The 19868-nt window shown below is 55.7% G+C and carries 14 protein-coding genes; 12 read left to right on the forward strand and 2 right to left on the reverse strand.

The genetic code is table 11. The features are described 5' to 3' along the window. The first annotated feature begins 94 nt into the window (after positions 1-94). The 10 genes from MKY86_RS00690 to MKY86_RS00735 all read left to right on the forward strand — a co-directional run bounded on the left by MKY86_RS00690 (position 95) and on the right by MKY86_RS00735 (position 15313). Positions 95-1438: a glycoside hydrolase family 30 protein gene (locus tag MKY86_RS00690; RefSeq protein WP_076083374.1), complete on the forward strand. Its 1344-nt coding sequence runs from the start codon at positions 95-97 to the stop codon at positions 1436-1438. Positions 1439-1991: 553 nt separating this feature from the next. After that, a complete protein-coding gene (locus MKY86_RS00695) occupies positions 1992-5219 on the forward strand; it encodes a cellobiose phosphorylase (protein WP_076083370.1) in 3228 nt (1075 codons plus the stop codon). 443 nt (positions 5220-5662) lie between these two features. Beyond that, entirely contained in the window at positions 5663-6328 is a 666-nt protein-coding gene (locus MKY86_RS00700; RefSeq protein ID WP_076086691.1) for a hypothetical protein, read from the forward strand. Between the two features lie 197 nt (positions 6329-6525). Next, positions 6526-7479, forward strand: coding sequence for an ABC transporter permease (locus MKY86_RS00705; RefSeq protein ID WP_076086694.1), 954 nt, complete (start codon positions 6526-6528; stop codon positions 7477-7479). Positions 7480-7497: 18 nt separating this feature from the next. Next, the gene (locus MKY86_RS00710) at positions 7498-8388 is read left to right on the forward strand and encodes a carbohydrate ABC transporter permease (protein WP_036732706.1); all 891 of its coding nucleotides are present in this window, start codon (positions 7498-7500) and stop codon (positions 8386-8388) included. A gap of 98 nt (positions 8389-8486) precedes the next feature. After that, positions 8487-10187 carry an extracellular solute-binding protein gene (locus MKY86_RS00715; protein ID WP_076086688.1) on the forward strand — a complete coding sequence of 567 codons (1701 nt, stop codon included), beginning with the start codon at positions 8487-8489 and terminating at the stop codon, positions 10185-10187. 66 nt (positions 10188-10253) lie between these two features. Further along, a complete protein-coding gene (locus MKY86_RS00720) occupies positions 10254-12152 on the forward strand; it encodes a sensor histidine kinase (protein WP_036732696.1) in 1899 nt (632 codons plus the stop codon). Then, positions 12145-13728: a response regulator gene (locus MKY86_RS00725; RefSeq protein ID WP_076086685.1), complete on the forward strand. Its 1584-nt coding sequence runs from the start codon at positions 12145-12147 to the stop codon at positions 13726-13728. The genes MKY86_RS00720 and MKY86_RS00725 overlap by 8 nt, the downstream gene beginning before the upstream one ends. Positions 13729-13835: 107 nt before the next feature. Further along, positions 13836-14639 (forward strand): aminoglycoside N(3)-acetyltransferase, encoded by an 804-nt coding sequence (locus MKY86_RS00730; RefSeq protein WP_076086682.1) that lies wholly within the window; start codon positions 13836-13838, stop codon positions 14637-14639. A 38-nt stretch (positions 14640-14677) separates the two neighbouring features. After that, positions 14678-15313: a histidine phosphatase family protein gene (locus MKY86_RS00735; protein ID WP_076086679.1), complete on the forward strand. Its 636-nt coding sequence runs from the start codon at positions 14678-14680 to the stop codon at positions 15311-15313. Positions 15314-15785: 472 nt separating this feature from the next. Here the strand turns inward: MKY86_RS00735 and MKY86_RS00740 are convergent, their stop codons facing one another. Together MKY86_RS00740 and MKY86_RS00745 are read right to left on the reverse strand one after the other, a co-directional pair. Further along, a complete protein-coding gene (locus MKY86_RS00740; protein ID WP_076085870.1) occupies positions 15786-17021 on the reverse strand; it encodes an MFS transporter in 1236 nt (411 codons plus the stop codon). A gap of 5 nt (positions 17022-17026) precedes the next feature. Then, positions 17027-17932: an ArsR/SmtB family transcription factor gene (locus MKY86_RS00745; protein WP_076085867.1), complete on the reverse strand. Its 906-nt coding sequence runs from the start codon at positions 17930-17932 to the stop codon at positions 17027-17029. Positions 17933-18101: 169 nt separating this feature from the next. Here MKY86_RS00745 and MKY86_RS00750 point away from each other — a divergent pair, with 169 nt between their 5' ends. Further along, a complete protein-coding gene (locus MKY86_RS00750; RefSeq protein WP_083685774.1) occupies positions 18102-18707 on the forward strand; it encodes a sigma-70 family RNA polymerase sigma factor in 606 nt (201 codons plus the stop codon). Next, on the forward strand, positions 18694-19851 hold the full coding sequence (locus tag MKY86_RS00755) for a DUF4179 domain-containing protein (RefSeq protein WP_076085864.1): 1158 nt from the start codon (positions 18694-18696) through the stop codon (positions 19849-19851). Before MKY86_RS00750 ends, MKY86_RS00755 begins: the two co-directional genes overlap by 14 nt. The last annotated feature ends 17 nt before the right edge of the window (positions 19852-19868 follow it).

The following is a 19868-nucleotide window of genomic DNA, read 5'->3' on the forward strand; positions in this document are numbered from 1 at the left end:
TCAGGAATACCTTTTTTTTCGGCAAAATCGAAACCGGTTTCGATTTCTTTCGTCCCTGGTTTCGCCTGGCAAAAATAATAAAGGAGTGATAGACATGACAACCGTTCAAACCGTAGTCACCGCCAAAGATACAGGAGATCGCCTGAGTCGCAAGGATGGCATTCAGTTCAGCGCAGAGGGCACAGCGGCAAAAGCAGATATCGTGCTGCACCCGGAGCAGGCGTTCCAGACCATTATTGGTTTTGGCGGCGCATTCACAGAAGCAGCGGCGTATACCTTGTCCCGGATGAGTCCGGCGAAGCGTACGGAGGTCATCCGGCGGTATTTTGACCCGGTAGACGGGCTGAATTACAGTATGGGCCGTGTGCATATCCATAGCTGCGACTTCGCACTCGGTAATTATACGTATGTGGAGGATGGGGATACGGAGCTTAAGACCTTCGATATCGCGCGTGACCATAAGTGGGTGCTGCCGCTGATTAAGGATGCTATGGAGGTCCGGGGCGGACCGTTCACCATGCTGGCCTCCCCATGGAGCCCGCCCGCCTGGATGAAGACGAACGGGGAGATGAACAACGGCGGCTCGCTGAAGCCGGAGTATGCGCCGGTCTGGGCGCGGTATTATACCAAATTCATCGAGGCCTACCGCAAGGAAGGCGTTCCGGTCTGGGCTGTCTCTGTGCAGAATGAGCCGGCAGCGGTGCAGACCTGGGATTCCTGTGTGTATAGTGCTGAGGAAGAGCGTGATTTTGTCAAAAACCATCTCGGCCCCGTGATGCACGAAGCCGGAATGGGCGATGTGAACATCGTGATCTGGGATCATAACCGCGACATTATGGTCGAGCGCGTGACCCCGATTCTGTCGGACCCGGAAGCTGCACAGTATGTCTGGGGGACCGGTATCCACTGGTATGGCGGCGAGGAGTTCGGCAATGTGGAGCAGGTGCATGAGCTTTTCCCGGATAAGCATGTGCTGTTCACCGAAGGCTGCCAGGAGGGCGGCGTGCGTCTGGGAGAATGGTTCACGGGCGAGCGCTACGGCCGCAATATGATCGGCGATCTGAATGCCTGGACCGAAGGCTATCTGGACTGGAATCTGGTGCTGGATGAGACGGGCGGGCCGAACCATGTGGGCAATCTCTGCGATGCTCCGGTGATCGCGGATACGGCTACAGACGAGGTTCACTACAACAGCTCGTATTACTACATCGGGCATTTCAGTAAATTCATCGCTCCGGGTGCGGTGCGGATCGGCCTGGATTCGGCAGCGGCAGATGTGCTGTCGGCAGCGTTCCGCAATCCAGACGGCAGTCTCGCTGTGGTGCTGATGAACGAAGGCGGGGAAGCACGTACGCTGACACTGGGACTGGGCGCTGAGACCGCCGAATGTACGCTGCCTGCGCACTCTATCGCGACACATCTGATTAAGCAGGGGTAGGCCTGCATAGTGGAGCAAGGTTAGAGGGCGGGCGGCGGGCTCTGTGGAGTAGCTGGAAGAAGGATCGAGCGGTGGGGCTGTACAGTAGCTTGAAAGAGAAATGTGATCCGGCGGGAGCGTACTGGTGTAAGGGCATGGACGATTGATTCCGGGCGGCATCTGGGCGTCGACGATTGCATTTTGTACACTAGATTCCTGTTATTCACGCCTAAATTATCGATCTATTGCACTATGTGCAGTAGAATCCTGCAGAAGCGGCCTTTTCGGGCAGCAAGCTGGGAATCTACTGTATGAAATACAACAGAAGGCTGGTCGGGAGCGTAATGAGACAAATTTTATTGTACAAAGTGCAATCACCCAGGCGGGTGGCTAATCTTCAAAGGGCTGTAGAGCGGTCATAAAGCGAAGGCACCCAGACTGGCAGCAGCCATTCAGGGGGCGCAATTACCCAAAAGTTATATCGCAAGGGAAAGTTCAGCCGACAACGTAGCTACTGCGGCCCGGTAGCTGAAGCGGGCTGTAAGCATTCATTGATATTTTAGGAGGAGTAAATATGAGCCGTTATACTTTTGACTCAGGAAAATTTGTGATCGAGCAGTTCCATGAAGGCAAGCCGTTCGCCAGCTTCCTGCCGGGCCTTGCCGGACTGAAGGGGATACCGATGTGGACATTCTATGTGAACCGCGGCCAAGGGATCAGCAGCTTCGGCGTACGGGACAAAAACTCACCGATTATGGAGTTCTCCCCAGCTAATATTTCCTATAAGAATGTAACCTCGACCGGCTTCCGTACCTTCATCAAGCTGAAGGGAGCAGCGGAGATCTATGAACCGTTCCAGTCAGCCCGCCCGGACCCGGCAGCCAAGCGGATCATGACCATTCTGCCGAACGGACTGACCATCGAGGAGTCGCATGCCGGACATGGACTGAAGACTACGGTCCACTATTTCAACCTTCCGGGGGATGATTATGCCGCGCTGGTCCGCCAGGTGGAGATTCAGAATATCGGCGGAGTTGAACTTGCGCTGGAACTGCTGGACGGTCTGCCGGAGGTGCTTCCGTTCGGAGTGGCGAACGGAGGCTATAAGGAGATGGGGAACCTTCTCCGCAGCTGGATGGATGTGTTCAACCTGGAGCACGGGATTCCGTTCTACAAGCTGCGCTCCGGCACGAATGACGATGCCGAAATCGGCAAGATCGAGAGCGGGCATTTCTATCTCTCCTCCACGGCGGAAGGAGAGCTGCTCCGCCCGCTGGTAGATTATGAAGTGATCTTTGGCGGGAATACGTCATTGACCTATCCCGACCGTTTCGCGGCGCTTCCGTTGGCCGAACTGCTGGCACAGGCGCAGTATCCGGTCAACAAGGTGCCGTGTGGCTTCAGCGGCACAGCCCGGACACTGGCCCCGGGTGCTTCGCTGAAGCTGAACACCATCATCGGGCATGTGAATGATATTGCCCGGATTAATGAACGGACGGCGGAGCTGTGCCGTGAGGAGTATTTTGCCGTCAAGTCCCTTGAAGCTGCCGCGCTGACCGAGGAGTTAACTGCGGATATCGCCACCCGGACGTCCTCGCCGATCTTTGACGCGTATTGCCGCCAGTCCTATCTCGACAATTTCCTGCGCGGGGGATATCCGTTTATCTTTGACAATGGGGAAGAGGGCTTCGTGGTCCATCTCTACTCCCGCAAGCATGGCGATATGGAACGGGATTATAACTTCTTCTCGCTGGCCCCCGAATATTATTCGCAGGGGAACGGGAATTTCCGCGATATGAACCAGAACCGGCGTAACGATGTCTTTTTCCATCCCAAGGTGGGCAGCTTCAATATCAAAATGTTCTATAGCCTGATTCAGGCAGACGGCTACAACCCGCTCAGTGTGCAGGGCACCAGCTTCGAGATTCTGCCGGGTGCGGAAGAGCAGCTTAAGGCATGGCTGGCCGGGGCGCTTGCAGAGCAGCATGCGGGACTTACACAGCTCCTGGCCGGACGCTTCACCGCAGGCAGTCTGATTAACTATATTGCCGATCAGCAGATCGTGTTAACCCTAAGTGAGCAGGAATTCCTCAGCGGGGTGCTTGCGTTGTCGCAGCAGAACATTGAAGCCGCCTTCGGCGAGGGGTTCTGGTCTGATCACTGGACGTATAACCTGGACCTGGTGGAAGGCTATCTGGATATTTATCCTGAGCGCCTTGGAGAGCTGCTGTTCGGGGACGAGACGTATGCGTTCTACGACTCTCCGGCCTATGTCCTGCCGCGCAGCGAGAAATACGTGATCAGCGGCGGCAAGGTGCGGCAGTTCGGAGCTCTGCTGGAGGATGAGGAGAAGCTGCATAAGCTGAAGCGCAAGGCATCCGGTACCGAGTGGCTGCGCACACAAGGCGGGCACGGGGAGATCTACCGGACCAGTCTATTTGTGAAAATGCTGTCGCTCGCCCTGAACAAATTCGCCACGCTTGATCCATATGGTATGGGTGTGGAGATGGAGGCGAACAAGCCGGGCTGGAACGATGCGATGAACGGACTGCCGGGCCTGATGGGCTCGGGCATGAGCGAGACGCTGGAACTGAAGCGGATGCTGGTCTTCATGTCGGAAGCGCTGGAGAACAGTGCCGGGCTTCCTTCCACAGTGGCTCTTCCATCGGAGATTGCGGCGCTGCTCACACAGGTAGGCCAGGCTGTAACGGAAGTGCTGGACGGTTCGCTGGACCCGTTCCTGTACTGGGACCGCGTAGCCTCGGCGCGTGAGGCTTACCGGGCGGATATTCGCTTCGGGATTACAGGCGAAATTACGGACTACTCTGTTGCCGAGATCCGCGATATGCTGGCCCGGTGGATCATCAAGGTGGATCAGGGGATTGCGCGTGCGGTAGACATGGGCGGCGGACTGGTCCCAACCTATTTCCGTTTCGAGGCTACGCGCTTCCGGCCGGTCACGGATGCTGCCGGCGAGCCGGTCATCAGCGGCTATGGACTGCCGAAGGCAGTCGTAGAAGAATTCGAGGCTTCGGCGCTGCCGTATTTCCTGGAAGGCCCAACCCGCTGGCTTAAGACACTGGAGGATCAGCAGACCGCCAAGGCCATCTACAGCAAGGTGAAGCAGAGCGGGCTGTTCGATCCGGTTACCTCAATGTACCGCACTTCGGTATCGCTGGAGGAAGAGGGGCATGAGATCGGACGCATCCGGGCGTTCACCGCAGGCTGGCAGGAGCGGGAATCGAACTTCCTGCACATGTCCTATAAGTATCTGCTTGAGCTGCTGAAGGCCGGACTGTATGAAGAATTCTACAGCGAGCTGAGAACATCGCTGATTCCGTTCCTTGACCCGGAGGTCTATGGACGCAGTACGCTGGAGAATTCGTCGTTCATCTCCACGGGCGGTAACCCTGACCCGCATACACACGGACGGGGATTCGTGGCCCGCCTGAGCGGCTCCACGGCCGAGTTCCTGAGCATGTGGAGAACGATGATGGCTGGCAGCAGCCTGTTTGCTATTGAGAATGGCGAGTTGACTCTGGCGCTGCATCCGGCCCTTCCCGGCTGGCTGTTCGACGAGCAGGGAGAAGTCTCCTTCAAGCTGCTGGGCAGCACGGAAGTAACGTATGTGAATCCGCGTCATGCGGATACCTTCGGTGACAGCAAGGCGGTTATTCAGCAGATGAAGCTGGAATTCCGCAGCGGTGAGGAACGCAGTGTATCCGGCGGCTTGCTGCGCGGCGCAGATGCCGAGGCCTTGCGGCGCGGGGAGATTACCGCGATCCGTGCGGAGATGGAATAACGTAACGTAACGTGCGTAGATAATGGCGGAGAGGAGGTCCTTGGGGGCCTCCTTTCTGATTGTCTGGGGAGTATGATTACTTTTGATGTGAATAAGACAGTGCGGACCCAATGTAATCGAAAAACCGATCACCGACAATGGGCGGGCGGAGGGTGTGCGGATCAAATGTAATCGAAAAACCGATTACAATGGGCGGGCGGAGGGTGTGCGGACCCAATGTAATCGAAAAACCGATTACAATCGCAATAGGCTGGCGCAGACTCCAACTTAGACGCAAATTCACCAGTCCGAAAGTTAGTTTATAATACTAAGGTATACATCTGCTAACAGGGTACAGCCTGAGGTGATATATCAGATTGGGTTAATCTAGCTTGGGTTGGAGTAGCTCGGTTTGAATTACCTTAGAGCAGAGCAGCCAAACAGGAGAGGAGCAGGATGAAGGAATGAGCGAGCTTAAGATCGGACTGATTGAGAAATACTCCATGATTATTCCCGCCGCGCAGCGGGAGACGTGGGAGGCTAAAGGCTGGACGGAAGAAAGCTCTTTCAGGGACTTCCACTATGAGGCGGAAGAAGGCGAGGCGATGATGACCGCCAGACCGATGACTATGAAAGAGGTGGACACGGACTCGCTGATGGGCAGCCGGGTTGCCGGATTTCACCGCCATCTGGGGACCTATGGCATGGGAGGTCCCGGGTTCTTCGGACTGCTGCTGGAGAAGGAGAGCGTTCGGCAGTATCTTGTGTATGCCGTCTGGGCATCGGGCCAATATATTCTGCTGGACGGCAGAGTGATTGAATGCCACCTGAATTATAACAAGAGCCACCGGCCGTGGATATCCAGCTGGGCAGGGGAGCCTGAGGAAGAGCAATGGGATGAGCTGACGGCAAAAATAACGGGGAGCGTGGTGTCCGCTGTCTGTCTGACCGATGAGGAGCTGCGGCTTGAGCTGACGCAGGAGGGTGCGCGATCCCAGCTTGTTTTCTACAAATATCATCAGGATCTGCCCCCGCTGGGAAACGGCCAGCCCCGCAAGCCTGCGTTTGAGGACGGCGTGATCGGTGACTATCTTGTTTTGTCGGAGGAGCATGCGGTTCTGCATGTGTAAGAGGCTCGGCTTGGGGAGCCCAGAAGAATACTCCAAGCCGAAATATGAGCCCCTAAATACGAAATATGAGGCCTTTTACCGTATACCTAAAACGCATACAATACTTACATAGAGATGAAAACGCTTCACATAAACAGATAGGTATCCTGGAGGTCCACACGATGGAGAACAAACGAAATACCAAGCAGGACCCGGTCATGGGTCCGCTCATTACGGCGTCAATCGAAACCGGTTCAGGTCGGAAACATTCACTCTGGAGGAAATTTGTAGCCCAGCGGCATTTGCAGACGATGGCCCTGCTCGGCGTAGCCTGGATGATTGTATTCAACTACATTCCAATCTATGGCCTGATTATTTCCTTCAAGGAGTACAACATCGTCAAATCGATTGCCGAAGCCCCCTGGGTGGGCCTGCAGCATTTCAGGGAATTATTCGACGACGACGAGCTGCCCAATGTTATACGCAATACGCTGGGAATCAGTCTGATCAAGCTGATTATCGGATTCCCGCTGCCGATTATCTTCGCTTTATTTCTTAATGAGGTCCGTTCCCTCCGGTATAAGAAGGCGATTCAGACGATCTCTTATCTGCCGCATTTCCTCTCCTGGGTCGTGCTTGGCGGGATTCTGGCCACCTGGCTGGCCGATGTGGGGATTATCAATAGTATCCTGATGGCGCTGCACCTCATTGACCAGCCGATTACGTATCTGGCCGAGCCAAGCTACTTCTGGACCATTATCATTAGCTCCGACATCTGGAAAGAGCTGGGATGGTCAGCCATTATCTATCTGGCGGCGATCGCCGGTGTCTCTCCGGAGATGTATGAGGCGGCGACGATTGACGGAGCCGGGCGGTTCCAGAAAATGTGGTTCGTTACACTGCCGTCCGTCCGGGGCACGATCAGCATTCTGTTCATTCTCGCGGTCAGCGGAGTGCTGAGCTCCAACTTCGACCAGATTCTGGTGCTGCGCAACTCGCTGAATGACAGTGCTTCTAACGTCATTGACTATTATATTTATCAGACAGGTATTGTCTCTAACCGCTTCTCCTACTCTGCGGCGGTCACTCTGGTTAAGGCGGTCATTGCACTGATTCTGCTGCTGATTGCTAACCAGGTATCCAAAAAAATCAACGACACGTCGCTGTTCTAGAACAAGGAGGATCTATCTATGTTTGCACTCAAACGCAGAACCAAAGGCGAAGTCATCTTCGACATCATCAATAATCTGGTCATGCTCTGCGTCTGCTTCCTGACGCTCTATCCGATCTGGTATGTGCTGGTCAACGCCTTCAATGACGGCAATGACGCCATGCTGGGCGGAATCTACTGGTGGCCGCGCATCATCACACTGAAGAACTTCGAGGCGGTCTTCGCAAGTCCGGGCATTATGCTGGCGATGGCCATTACCGTAGCCAAGACAGTAGTCGGTGTTGCCGTGCATGTATTCTTCACAGCAATGGTCGCGTATGCTCTATCCCGCAGGGATCTGGTGGGCGGCAAAATCTACATTCTGATCGGTACGGTCACCCTGTTCTTCAACGGCGGGCTAATCCCGACCTTCCTGCTGAACCGCGACCTGCATCTGCTGGATAACTTCCTGGTCTATATCATCCCGGTGATGTTCAGCTTCTTCGACCTCATTATCTTCATGACCTTCTTCCGGGAAATTCCGGATGGTCTGGATGAAGCGGCGCGGATTGACGGGGCTAACGACTGGTCGATTCTGCTGCGGATTGTGCTGCCGGTCTCCATGCCGGTCATTGCCACCATCGCGCTGTTCCACGGGGTTTATCAGTGGAATGATTATTTTACCGGCATTATCTACATCAACAACGTGGATCTGCAGCCGATTCAGACCTATCTGTTCCGGGTCGTGGCCCAGTCCAGCTCCAATACGATGATGACTGCTGTCCAGGGCAGCGCGGCCACAAGAACGGTCACCTCACAGTCGATTAAGCTGGCTACCATGGTCGTGACCACACTGCCGATCGTGTTCGTCTATCCGTTCCTGCAGCGTTATTTTGTCAAAGGCATGATGATTGGTTCGATCAAGGGCTAAGCATCTGCAAGCCACAGGTAACTCCTCCAACGCCCGGGTGTCTGAAGGGCTACGGGGTTGAGCTTATAAATATTATGATCTAGAAAAGGGGTAAACAAATGGGCATGAAACATAAGCCGAAGAAAACGGTCCTGCTGCTCTTGGGACTCATGATGGCCTTCTCTGTTACGGGCTGTGGCAGCAAGGATAACGCCGCGGGCGGAAACACGGGGAATAATAAGCCGGCGAACACGGAGGCTACAACGGCACCTGCAACAGATGCTGCAACACCGGCACCTGCGGCTTCGGCCGATGAACCGGGCTGGAAGAGCGATACTTCACCGATTACTTTTGACTGGTATCTGAACTTTGCCTGGTTCCCGAATAAATGGGGCGTAGATCCAACCTCTCAATATGTGACCAAGAAGACCGGCGTTAACCTTAACTTCATCGTGCCTGCAGGTAATGAGAACGAGAAGCTGAACACACTGATGGCTTCCGGCAAGCTGCCGGACTTCATTACGCTCGGCTACTGGGAAGATGCGATCAAAAAAATGGTAGAAGGAGATCTTGTGCTTCCGCTGAACAAGCTGGCGGATGAATATGACCCTTACTTCTACAAGGTATCGGATAAGGATAAGCTGGGCTGGTATACTCAGCCGGACGGCAATGTCTACGGCTATCCGAACTCCTCGTCCTCCCCGGCCGATTATAAGCAATACGGCGATACCTACGTATCCAACCAGACCTTTGCGGTCCGCAAGGATATCTATGAAGCCATCGGCAGCCCGGATATGCGTACGCCTGAAGGCTTCCTCGCCGCGCTGAAGGCAGCGCAGGAGAAATTCCCTCAGGTGAACGGCCAGCCGCTGATTCCGCTCGGTCTGCATGAGTTCACCGAGAACGGCAACGACTCGCTGGAAGGCTACATTCAGAACTTCCTGAACATTCCTTGGGAAAAAGACGGCAAGGTCTATGACCGTGAGACAGATCCTGAGTATGTCCGCTGGATGAAGACTCTCCGCCAGGCGAACCAGGACGGACTCTTGGCGAAGGATATCTTCATTGACAAGCGTGCGCAAATGGAAGAAAAAATCGTACAGGGACGCTACTTCGCAATGCTCTATCAGCGTACAGACTTTGCTTCGCAGCTCGGTACAATTTTCCAGAAAAACCCTGATCAGGTGTACATTGCAGTAGACGGACCGGCCAACACCAAGATGGACCCGCCTGCACTGAACGGCCCTGGGATCTCCGGCTGGACGGTGACCCTGATCTCCAAGAATGTGAAGGATAAAGCGCGTGCGATTAAATTCCTCAGCTACCTGAACAGTGAAGAAGGTCAAAAGGATCTTTTCCTGGGCGAAAAAGGGGTCAGCTATGATACAATTGACGGCAAGGACCAATTCCTGCCTGAGGCGCTGAAGCTGATGAACACCGACCGCGGAGCCTTCGATAAGCAGTACGGTTCATCCTTCACCTTCTGGATGATGCAGAACACCAATATTACCGATCAATGGAAGCCGGAATCGGTAGAGCCTTACAAACAACTGGAAGACTGGACGAAGGGCAAATCGGTCAACACCTCCGAATTCCAATTGATTGACCCTACCGGCAACTCGCCGGAAGGCATTATCGCGACCAAGCTGAAACAGCTTCGCGGCAAAACCATGCCGAAGCTGCTGATGGCGGATTCCGATGCAGACTTCGATAAGATCTGGAGCGATTATCTCGCCAAGAAAGAAAAGGACGGCCAGGCGACCTTCGATGCCTACCGCCAGACGAAATATGAAGAGAACAAAAAGAAACTCGGAATGTAAGTTTTTAAATATAAGACCCATTGGCCCGCAGACTGCGGGCTTTTGGGCTATTTTCAAGAGGTGAGCATGCGCGAACGAACAGGGGCATTATGGAATTCCTTCCGCTATTGGTGGGGGCGGAGGTCACTGCAGAGCCGGCTGATTGCTGCATATATCTTCATTATTCTGGGACCCAGCCTGCTGGTGTCCCTCTATTCGTACAGAGCGATCAATAATACTTATAAGCGTGATTCTATTGAGAAGAACAGCTATCTCCTCCAGATGGAGAAGCTGTATGTGCTCAACCAGATTGAAGCGATGGAACGGGTCGCCCAGATGGCTTCCTCTGATAAAGGGGTGGAGAGCTATCTGGTCAGCGAGGATGAGCCTTCGCTTGGAGAACTGATCGATTTCAATACAACTACCTTTGTGAGCTTGAGCCAGATGCAATTCAATAATCCGAATATTGAGCATCTGCGGCTGTTCTCCAGCAATAAGAATGTGCATGAGCTGTGGCCGGTTATTTTCAGTGAGGACCGGGTATCGATGGAACCGTGGTTTCAAAAAGCGCTGCAGATGGAGGGACAGCATTACTGGTCCTTTCAGAAGCGGGATCCCGACCTCATGAAGCGCTACGCAGGGGAGGTGGAGGCTGGTCCGGCCAAGGTGTCGCTGCTTAAAGAGAAAAGCATTCCTGCCGGGCATCATGTCGGGATGGTGCAGGTCGATATGCAGCTGAGCAAGTTCGCACCTAAGGCATTCACCTCTGTGCAGGACAATGAATCGCAGATGATGATCGCAGATGAGGAGCTGAACCTGTTCACCCGGACGGACCACTCCTTCTTGGAGGAGAATCCGGGACTCTCTGCGGCCGTTAAAGAACGGCTGGATGTCTACCGTAAGATGGGCGGATGGGAGATGGATTACGAGGAGAACGGGAATTCATTCCTGCTGATTCAAGCGCCGCTGGAGCAGATTAATGCTTCCCTGGTCACGGTGGTCTCCATGAAGGGATTAATGAAGGATATTTCGCGTACCCGCAACCTGATTATTGGGGCGAATATCGTTTTTATTTTCCTGGTAACGGTCATTGCCTATATCATGAACGCATTTATTCTGAAGAATCTCCGCCGCCTGACCGAGACGATGAAGAAGGTCCGCAGAGGTGAGCCTTACGGCAGCATCCGGGTCAACGGCGGCGGTGAGGTCGGGGAGCTGGCCCATCATTTCTCGAAGCTGCTGAATACGATCAATACGCTGGTGGCCCAGGCGGTCCATAAGCAGGCGCTCTCCAAGGAAGCGGAGCTGCGCACCCTGCATAATCAGATCGATGCCCACTTCCTCTATAATACGCTGGAGAATATCAAGATGCTGGCCGAAATCGAGAACCAGCGGACCATCTCGGATGCATTGACCCGGCTGGGCGGCATGATGCGTTATAATTTCAAGTGGAGCGGAGAATACGTCAAGCTGAGGGACGAGATCCGCCATATTGAGAATTATGTGGAGGTTATGAACATCAGGTTCGAGCATACCATCCGGTTAGAGCTGGATATTGACAGCGCTTATCTGGAAGTGGAGGTGCTTAAAATGTCGCTGCAGCCGATTGTCGAGAACAGTGTGAAGCATGCCTGGAACGCGGACGGAGTCGAGCTTAAGGACCGCGTGGTGCGGATTGATCTGACGGAGGTCGGGACGGAGATTCTAATTGTCGTGCGCGACAATGGTCTGGGACTGACGCCGGAGCGGCTGCTGGCGCTGCATGAGGCGATCTATGCGAAAGAGGAGCCTGGAGCGGACGCTTCCGGGATCAGCAGCGGAGGATATAAGGCGGGCGGCGTCGGACTGCGCAATGTGCACCAGCGGCTGCAGCTATTCTACGGTGAAGCCTACGGGCTGGAGGTACAGAGCGAAGCGGGAAAATGGACGGCCGTGTACATGTCACTGCCCAAAGTTCTATTGACGGGGGATAACAGCTATGACTAATCTGCTGATTGTGGATGATGAAAAAATGATCCGTTTAGGCCTGAAGGCGATGATTGAACGGGAATATCCGGCTGTCTACAGCATATCGATGGCGGGCAACGGCGCGGAAGCACTGGAGCTGTACAAACAGGAGCGGCAGGATGTGATTATCACCGATATCCGGATGCCGATCATGGACGGAATTACACTGCTGGCGCGGCTGTCTGCGGAAGCAGCGGCGGATGGGGCTCCGGCTGTCATTATACTCAGCGGCCATGATGATTTCGAATATGCCAAAAGCGCGATCCGCTACCGCGTCAAGGATTATCTGCTGAAGCCGATCCGCCGTGAGGAGCTGTTCGAGATTCTGGAGCGGATAGCCAAGGAAGGGGAAGAGCGGGAATTCAGCAGCCACAAGCAGCTGCAGGAAGCAGAGGGCTACCGCCGCGAGCTGCGGGCGGCCCGTCTACGCAGCCTCCTGATGCAGCAGGAGGGCGAGGTATCGTCTGCGCAGCAGGAGGAGCTTGCGGGGCTTGAAGTGCCTTTTACAGTAGGGGTGCTGAACTATTATCACAGTGACGGTACACGGATGAAGCCTGCAGAAGTGCAGGGGCTGCTGGAGCAGCTGGGCGGACCGCTGGAGCACAAATTCACGGAGATTCTGACGGACGGGGACGGGAAGCTGGTGCTGGTTGGTGACGGGGAGAGCTTCCTGGAGCTGGCCAAGAGGGCCGAGTCCAAGGAGCTTACGCGGCTGCTGCTCGGAATCAGCAGGGAGAGCCGCAGCGCCGAGCAGTTCCGCGCCTGTTATCTGGAGGCTTGCCGGGCGCTGCAATATATCTTCCTGTCGCCGCAGGCCAGCTTCGTGGACTATACCGATATTCAGGCTGGACGGCTGAGCTTCCCGCTCCCGGAGGAGGAGCTGCGGAAGCTGCTCAATATGCTGGGAACCGGGCGGGAGAAGGAGATCAAGGCGCTGCTTGGCGTTATTTTTCAGACGGAGCATCTGCTGAGGCTAGATCTGGGCTACCTGGAAAATGTAGGGCGGAGTATGAATGAACGCGTACTGGATGAGGTGTTCCGTACACATGGCGAAGCTTCGGTGGAGGTGCTGAAGCTCTACCGCCAAGTGGGCAACCTGCATAATTTCCGCCATTTCCACGACTATTACCGTGCGCTGGAGCATCTGCTCCTGAGCGTTAACGATTATATTATAGGCATCAAATCCGCTCATACCGAGCATGCCGATATGGAGGAAGCGCTGGCGTATATCGAAGCGAATTATGCGCGTCCGCTGAACATGGCGATGGTCAGTAATTATGTGTCCCTGAACTATTCTTATTTCAGTGAGGCATTCAAGGCCTATACCGGGGAGAGCTTCGTGCTGTATCTCAAAAAAGTCCGCATCCGTCACGCCAAAGAGCTGCTGGCCGATAACCGGGTCAAGCTGGCCTCCGTCTCTGAGTCCGTCGGCTTCGAGAACAGCAAGCAGTTCGCACGGGTATTCAAGGAGCTGGAGGGCATCTCCCCCGGAGAGTACCGGGCGAAGCTGTTGATGGGGCGTTATCCCGGCCAGGCTGAGGATAAGGAGTCTTAGGATTAGAGCAGCTGCAGGAGTGATAATGAGCGGGAGTTAAGGGCCGGGTGGCAAGACTGGCGGTTCTGGTCTATGATAGGATAGATGGAAGGTCTGGAGGTATTTGTATGGAAGAGATCCAAGGAACATTGATTACAGTAGACAGGCTTGCCGCCGACTTCCGGCGGCTGGGTGTGCAGGAGGGGATGACGCTACTGCTGCACTCCTCCTTCAAGTCACTCGGGCAATGGGTTGCCGGCGGGCCGGTTGCCGTGATCCTCTCGCTGGAGCAGGTGCTGGGCGAGGAAGGAACGCTGGTGATGCCGACGCAATCCTCGGATCTGACCGATCCGTCAGGCTGGAGCAGACCGCCGGTGCCGGAGGCCTGGTGGCCGGGCATCCGCGAGCATATGCCGGCGTACGACCCGGACCTGACGCCTATTCGCGGTATGGGCATTATCCCGGACTGCTTCCGCAAGCAGCGGGGTGTGCGGCGCAGCAGCCATCCGATTGATTCTTTTGCCGCCTGGGGGAAGCACCGGGATGTCATTATTGACGGCCATGGCCTGGAATATGCCTTCGGAGAGCGGTCGCCGCTGGCCCGGATCTATGAGCTGGGGGGAAGCGTGCTGCTGCTGGGCGTGGACCATGGGAACAATACCTCGCTGCATCTGGCGGAGCACCGGGCCGATTATGCAGGGAAGCAGGAGGTTATCGCAGGTGCTCCGATGCTGGTGGATGGCGTCCGGCAATGGGTAGAGTTCAGTGATTACAACTGGAATTCAGATGATTTCGCTGAGCTTGGCGCGGACTTTGACAAGGAGACCGGGCGGATTGCCAAGGGCTTCGTTGCAGCATCTGCGGCGCAACTGGTCCCGCAGTGGGAGATTGTCGATTATGGGGTGAAGTGGCTGGAGCGCCGCCGCAGGTAATTATCGATACATACTTGGGTAAAGGGGAATCGGAATTCATGACTACTACGGTGTATATTACAAGACACGGGCAGACGGAATGGAATGTGCAGAAGCGGATGCAGGGTCATCAGGATTCGCCGCTTACGCCACTGGGCGTCCAGCAGGCGGAGTGGCTGGGCGAGGCTATGAAGGATGTCCATCTGGACGCGGTCTATGCCAGCTCCAGCCCCCGGGCGCTGCGGACGGCAGAGATTATCCGGGGCGGGCGGGAGATCCCGCTTACCGCTTATGATGAGTTCAAAGAGATTAACCTTGGCGTCTGGGAAGGCCGGGAGGCCGGTGAGCTGGAGGAGCAGTACCCGGAGCAGCACCAGCTATTCTGGGGGGACCCGGCGCTGTTCAGCATCCAGGGCGGCGAGACCTTCGCAGCAGTGCAGGAGCGTGCGCTCGGCAAGCTGCGTGAGCTCATAGACCTGCACGAAGGCGGCACGATCCTTATTGCCACCCATACGGTAGTAGTGAAGGTGTTGATGGCTTATTTTGAAGACCGGGCTATGGACAAGCTATGGGATCTGCCCTACATTCACCCTACCTGCCTATGCAGAATTGATATTACTGACGGCGTGCCGGAGATTGTGCTGCACGGGGACACCAGTCATTATGTGACCAGTGAGGGCGGGCTGGAGTCCTGAGTAGCAGTTACAGGATAGCAGCACAGCAGGTGAATTACGATAAACAGGCGATGCGCATGTGGCATCGCCTGTTTGGCGTGGGGCGGCGTAAGGCGTGCGCGGGAATCCTGCACATTGTGCAACACTGTGGCTCGCTAGGGGGCAGTGTGTGAGAATCCTGCATGAAATGCAACACTGGAGCTCGATAGGGGCAGCCTGCGTAGAGATCCTGCACGAAATGCAACAATCCAGCTCCCACTCGCCCCGAATCGCCGGAAATCCTGCAATAGTTGCAACAATGCGCCATAGCCAGTAACAAATTAGAAAAAATCCTGCATAATGTGCAACACTGGAGCACGATAGGGGCTGCTTGCGCGGACATCCTGCACGAAATGCAACAATCCAGCTCGATAGGAACGACCTGCGCGGACATCCTGCATGAAATGCAACGCTGCCAGCTCCTTGAGGTCCATCTACATAGAGATCTTGCCCGTCAGTGCAGCCTCTCTGCGCTGACGGTCCCGCTGCTCCAGCACAGACAGGTCGCCGTCCAGCGCCTTAAGGCCGGGCAGGCGCAGGGCCACTCCGGCGTAGAGCGCCGGAAGCAGGCCTGCGGCAAGCAAAAGAACAGGAACCCCATACAGCTCGGCGACCGTACCGGCTGCCAGGGCGCCAATCGGCGACAGGCTCCCGCCGAGTTGACCCGGCCCTGAAGCTGGCCGGGCACGAGCCGCCCGTGCAGGGAGGAACTCAGGGAGCTGAAGAAGGGCCCCATCAGTCCGGCAGCGAATACGGCGAATAAGGCGAAGGCATAGCTGGGGATGAAGCCCCACAGCATGGTGACGATGCCTGACAAGCCCAGGCTGCCCAGCATGACAGCGCGCCGCTGCTTAATCTCGCCCATGATGGAGATGACCCCGAGTCCTGCGAGGTACCCAAGCGCAGAGGCTGTAGACAGCGTGCCTACAGCCGCCGCATCGCGGTGCAGCACCTCGCGGACATAAGGGACCATCATCGTCCATATGGCTGTGGAGCTAAGATTGCTGACGGCAGCCATCATCATGATTGTCAGTATGGCCGGGAACCGCCGGTAGAATGAGAAGCCTTCGGCTACCTCCCGCAGATAGCCGGATACGGAAACGGCAACAGCAGACGGCCCGGCGGGCTTGCCCATCCGGGGCAGCCACAGCAGCATGGCAATCGCAGCCATATAGCATACGGCGTTGACCCCGAGCGCTGGCAAGGCGCCGCTGGCCGCGGTCAGGATACCGGCAAGCGCTGGACCGAGCAGCGCGGCGGCACCCTTGCAGCCGTCAATGATCGCGAAGGCGCGCATCAGCTTGCCGGTTCCGGCGATTTCCGGGATGACGGCCATGGCCGTCGGCAGGAACAGCGCGGAGCAGGCGCCGCTCAGGCTGGCGGCCGCGAACAGCTGCCAGAGCTGGAGATGGCCGGCGAGGCCCATGCCGAGCGGAAGCAGGAGCGCCAGCAGCCGAAGCACGGCGAGGCAGGCCATGAACCGCACGCGGGGCAGCCGGTCGGATAGCGGCGAGCCGAGCAGGCGCAGCACCTGCTCGGGAATCATGGAGCTGAGTGCAAGCGCCCCCATCGCCACCTTGGAGCCAGTCAGGTCATAGACCAGCCACTCCATGGCCAGCAGCCCAAAGGCATCGCCGAAGGCGCTGAGTGAAACCGTGGATAACAATCCGTAATAGCTCCGTTTCTGCAACCCGCTCACCCCTTCAGATAGTCCTCAATATGTCCGGGCAGATCGTCCAGCGCCTCCAGCCGCAGGCTGTAGGAGACACTTTTGCCGCTGGTGTGAACGATGACCAGACCTGCTGCGCGCAGCGCGATCAGGTGGTAGTGGATCGTGCTTTTGGACAGCTGGACTGCCTTCACAATCTCCGTGAAATTCATCTGACGTCCGGTAAGCTGCCGGAGAATGAACAGCCGGGTCTCATCCGACAATGCCCGGGTAAGCCGCAGGAGCGCGGCAGCAGGACGTCCTTCTCCGGGAGGGAGTGCATCGCAGGAGTAGCTGGTGAACACAAACTCATCATATTGAGAGGAGATGACCAGCGGACGGGCGTGATATTGCGGAGTGATAATAACCTGCTTCAGCGTCTCCGACGGATAGAGCCGCATCCCTTCGGTAGCTGCCTCGTAGATGGCCATATCATTCGTGCCGTCCAGCATCGCTGCCCGTGCTTCGGCCTCCTGCCGCAGCCCTTCCATAATGGCCGGTTCAATGCTGCTGAAATAGCTGTCATTCCATACCCGGATCACTTCAGCCGCAGCATCACGCAGCCCGGCAAGATTCGCAGGCACACTCTGCCCGAACTGCCCTGCAATGTCGTAGAGCTCCCCCGGAGACAGCGCTTCGAACCAATGCAGGAACTCCGCCGCCGTACGCTCTCCGGGACAGCTCCAGATGTAGGGGGAGAGACTGAAATTATCGGTGAGCTTCAGCACTTCCTTCATGCGCTGGAGCATGACAGGGGCAAACTGCGTCTGGACCTGGCGGACCCAGGAGGTCCCGGCATCCATAGCCGTATGATTTTGCTTGCCGATAAAAGCGTTCAGGCTGGTAATGCATTCATAGACAGGCGCGAAGTCCACGGTTACTTTATAATTCATAAGAAATTCCTGCTTTCTGGTGTAGTTGAGATAATTGTTCTATAAACATAGAACTTATATTTGTTTTATTATAAACGAACTTTTTGGGTTTGGGAAATGATTCTTTTTGGTGGGTCTGTCACAAAACACAGCCTTTTGCAGTTATACAGGCAGAGAGGAGAGAGAAGCTGTGGATAAAGCGGAAATCAGCGGTTCGGATAACCGGACAGAGCAGGGGGCGGAGCCGAAGCTGGCAGTGGAGCAGACGGTAAAGCAAGTCCAGCAGGGGGATGTACAGGCATACACCCTGATCATTAGACATTTTCAGCGGCCGATCTACTTGTACTGCTACTACTTACTGGGAAACCGGGAAGAGGCTGAGGATGCGGCGCAGGATATTTTTATCAGGGCACTAACGCGGCTGCAGCAGTATTCGGAGGAAGTTTCTTTCTCGGCTTGGCTGTACACCATTGCGCGCAACCATTGTCTCGACCGGATTAAGCGCAGGAATAAGAGCTTCAAGCTGCTCAGTCTCTACAGGCAACATCAACACCAGGAGGAAGAGCAGGCCGGAGATACAAGATATACAGAGATTGTCCACGGTCTGCTTGAGAAGTTAAATATGGAGGAGCGGCAGATTCTGCTGCTGCGGGCGCTTGAGGAGCATAGCTTCGAGGAGATCGGGATCATCATGGACATGAAGGCCGGGACGGTCCGCAAAAAATATGAACGGCTGCGCAAAAAGCTAGGACGCCGTCAGAATAGTGGAGGGAGAATCACCCATGAACCAAGTTAAACGGGAGGAAGCCGAACTGGAACGGATTGGACGCATGATCCGGGAGACCCCGGTTCAGATTGATCTGGAGGAACGCATCATGCGCCGGGCGCTTAGCGGGCGACTGTCAGGCGTGAAGGCAGAGCCTAGAAGGCTAAGAAGAACAGGCCGGATGCTGCGGAAAAGTGCGGGGATCGCAGCGGCTGTCCTCCTGGTTACCCTGCTGATTGCAAGCACTGAATGGATCTCTCCTACGCTGGCGGCATCCATTAAGCAAATACCGGGGATGAACTCGATCTTCCGGCTTGCCGGGGATCTGGGGCTGCGGAATGCAGATGAGCAGGGGCTCGCAGCAGTACCGGAGCGTAGCGATACCCACGGCGGGTTAACGCTCAAGGTGTCTGAGGTGATGTACGACGGAATTCGCGTGACCCTTGGGATAGAGCGCCATACGGATGTAGAGAAGCTGCAGCAGGGCGATATCAGCGACCTGATGACAGATATCAAGCTGTCGGTGGACGGTGAGGATATTAACACCTATGGTCCGCTTGGCGGCACCGGCGGCGGTTCCTTTGGTCCGTTCCTGCTGCGCGGGAAGGATGCCGATTCCAGGATCATTCAGTTCACGGATTTGCAGAATCAGGGCGGGCGTGCCTTCCCGGATACCTTCGATCTGACGATGGCTGTTGATATCCAGGGCATCGCGGAGCCTTTTGAAATCACGCTGCCTGTGGTCAAGAAGACCTATCGTAACAGTATTGCGGAGCCCATTGTCCGCAGCGTCTCTGGCATGACCTTCACGCTGGAGACGCTGGAGCTTACGCCGATTACTACAAGACTCACCACACGGATTGAACGGCCTGCGGGGCAGCCCGTCGATGCAGTGAAGGACTTCTTGGGCTATGATCTTATAGATGATGAGGGCAACGTATTGCAGGAGATTAACGGGGGTACCGGCTGGAGTGCCTCGGGAGGAACTGCTCTGCTGTCAGCAGCCCTATTCGAACCGCTGGTGCATCCGGGCGGACGGCTCACGGTCAAACCCTTCCGTACACTGTCCATCAACAAGGACGGAGTGCGGGAGAAGGAGTATATCCCCGAATTCGAAGTGACTGTGCCGGTATCAGTACCAGTACCAGTACCATTGCCGATAACGGAGAAGTAATCTTATGCTTCACAAAA

The sequence above is a fragment of the Paenibacillus sp. FSL R7-0333 genome, assembly GCF_038000365.1.
Lineage (GTDB): Bacteria > Bacillota > Bacilli > Paenibacillales > Paenibacillaceae > Paenibacillus_AQ > Paenibacillus_AQ silagei.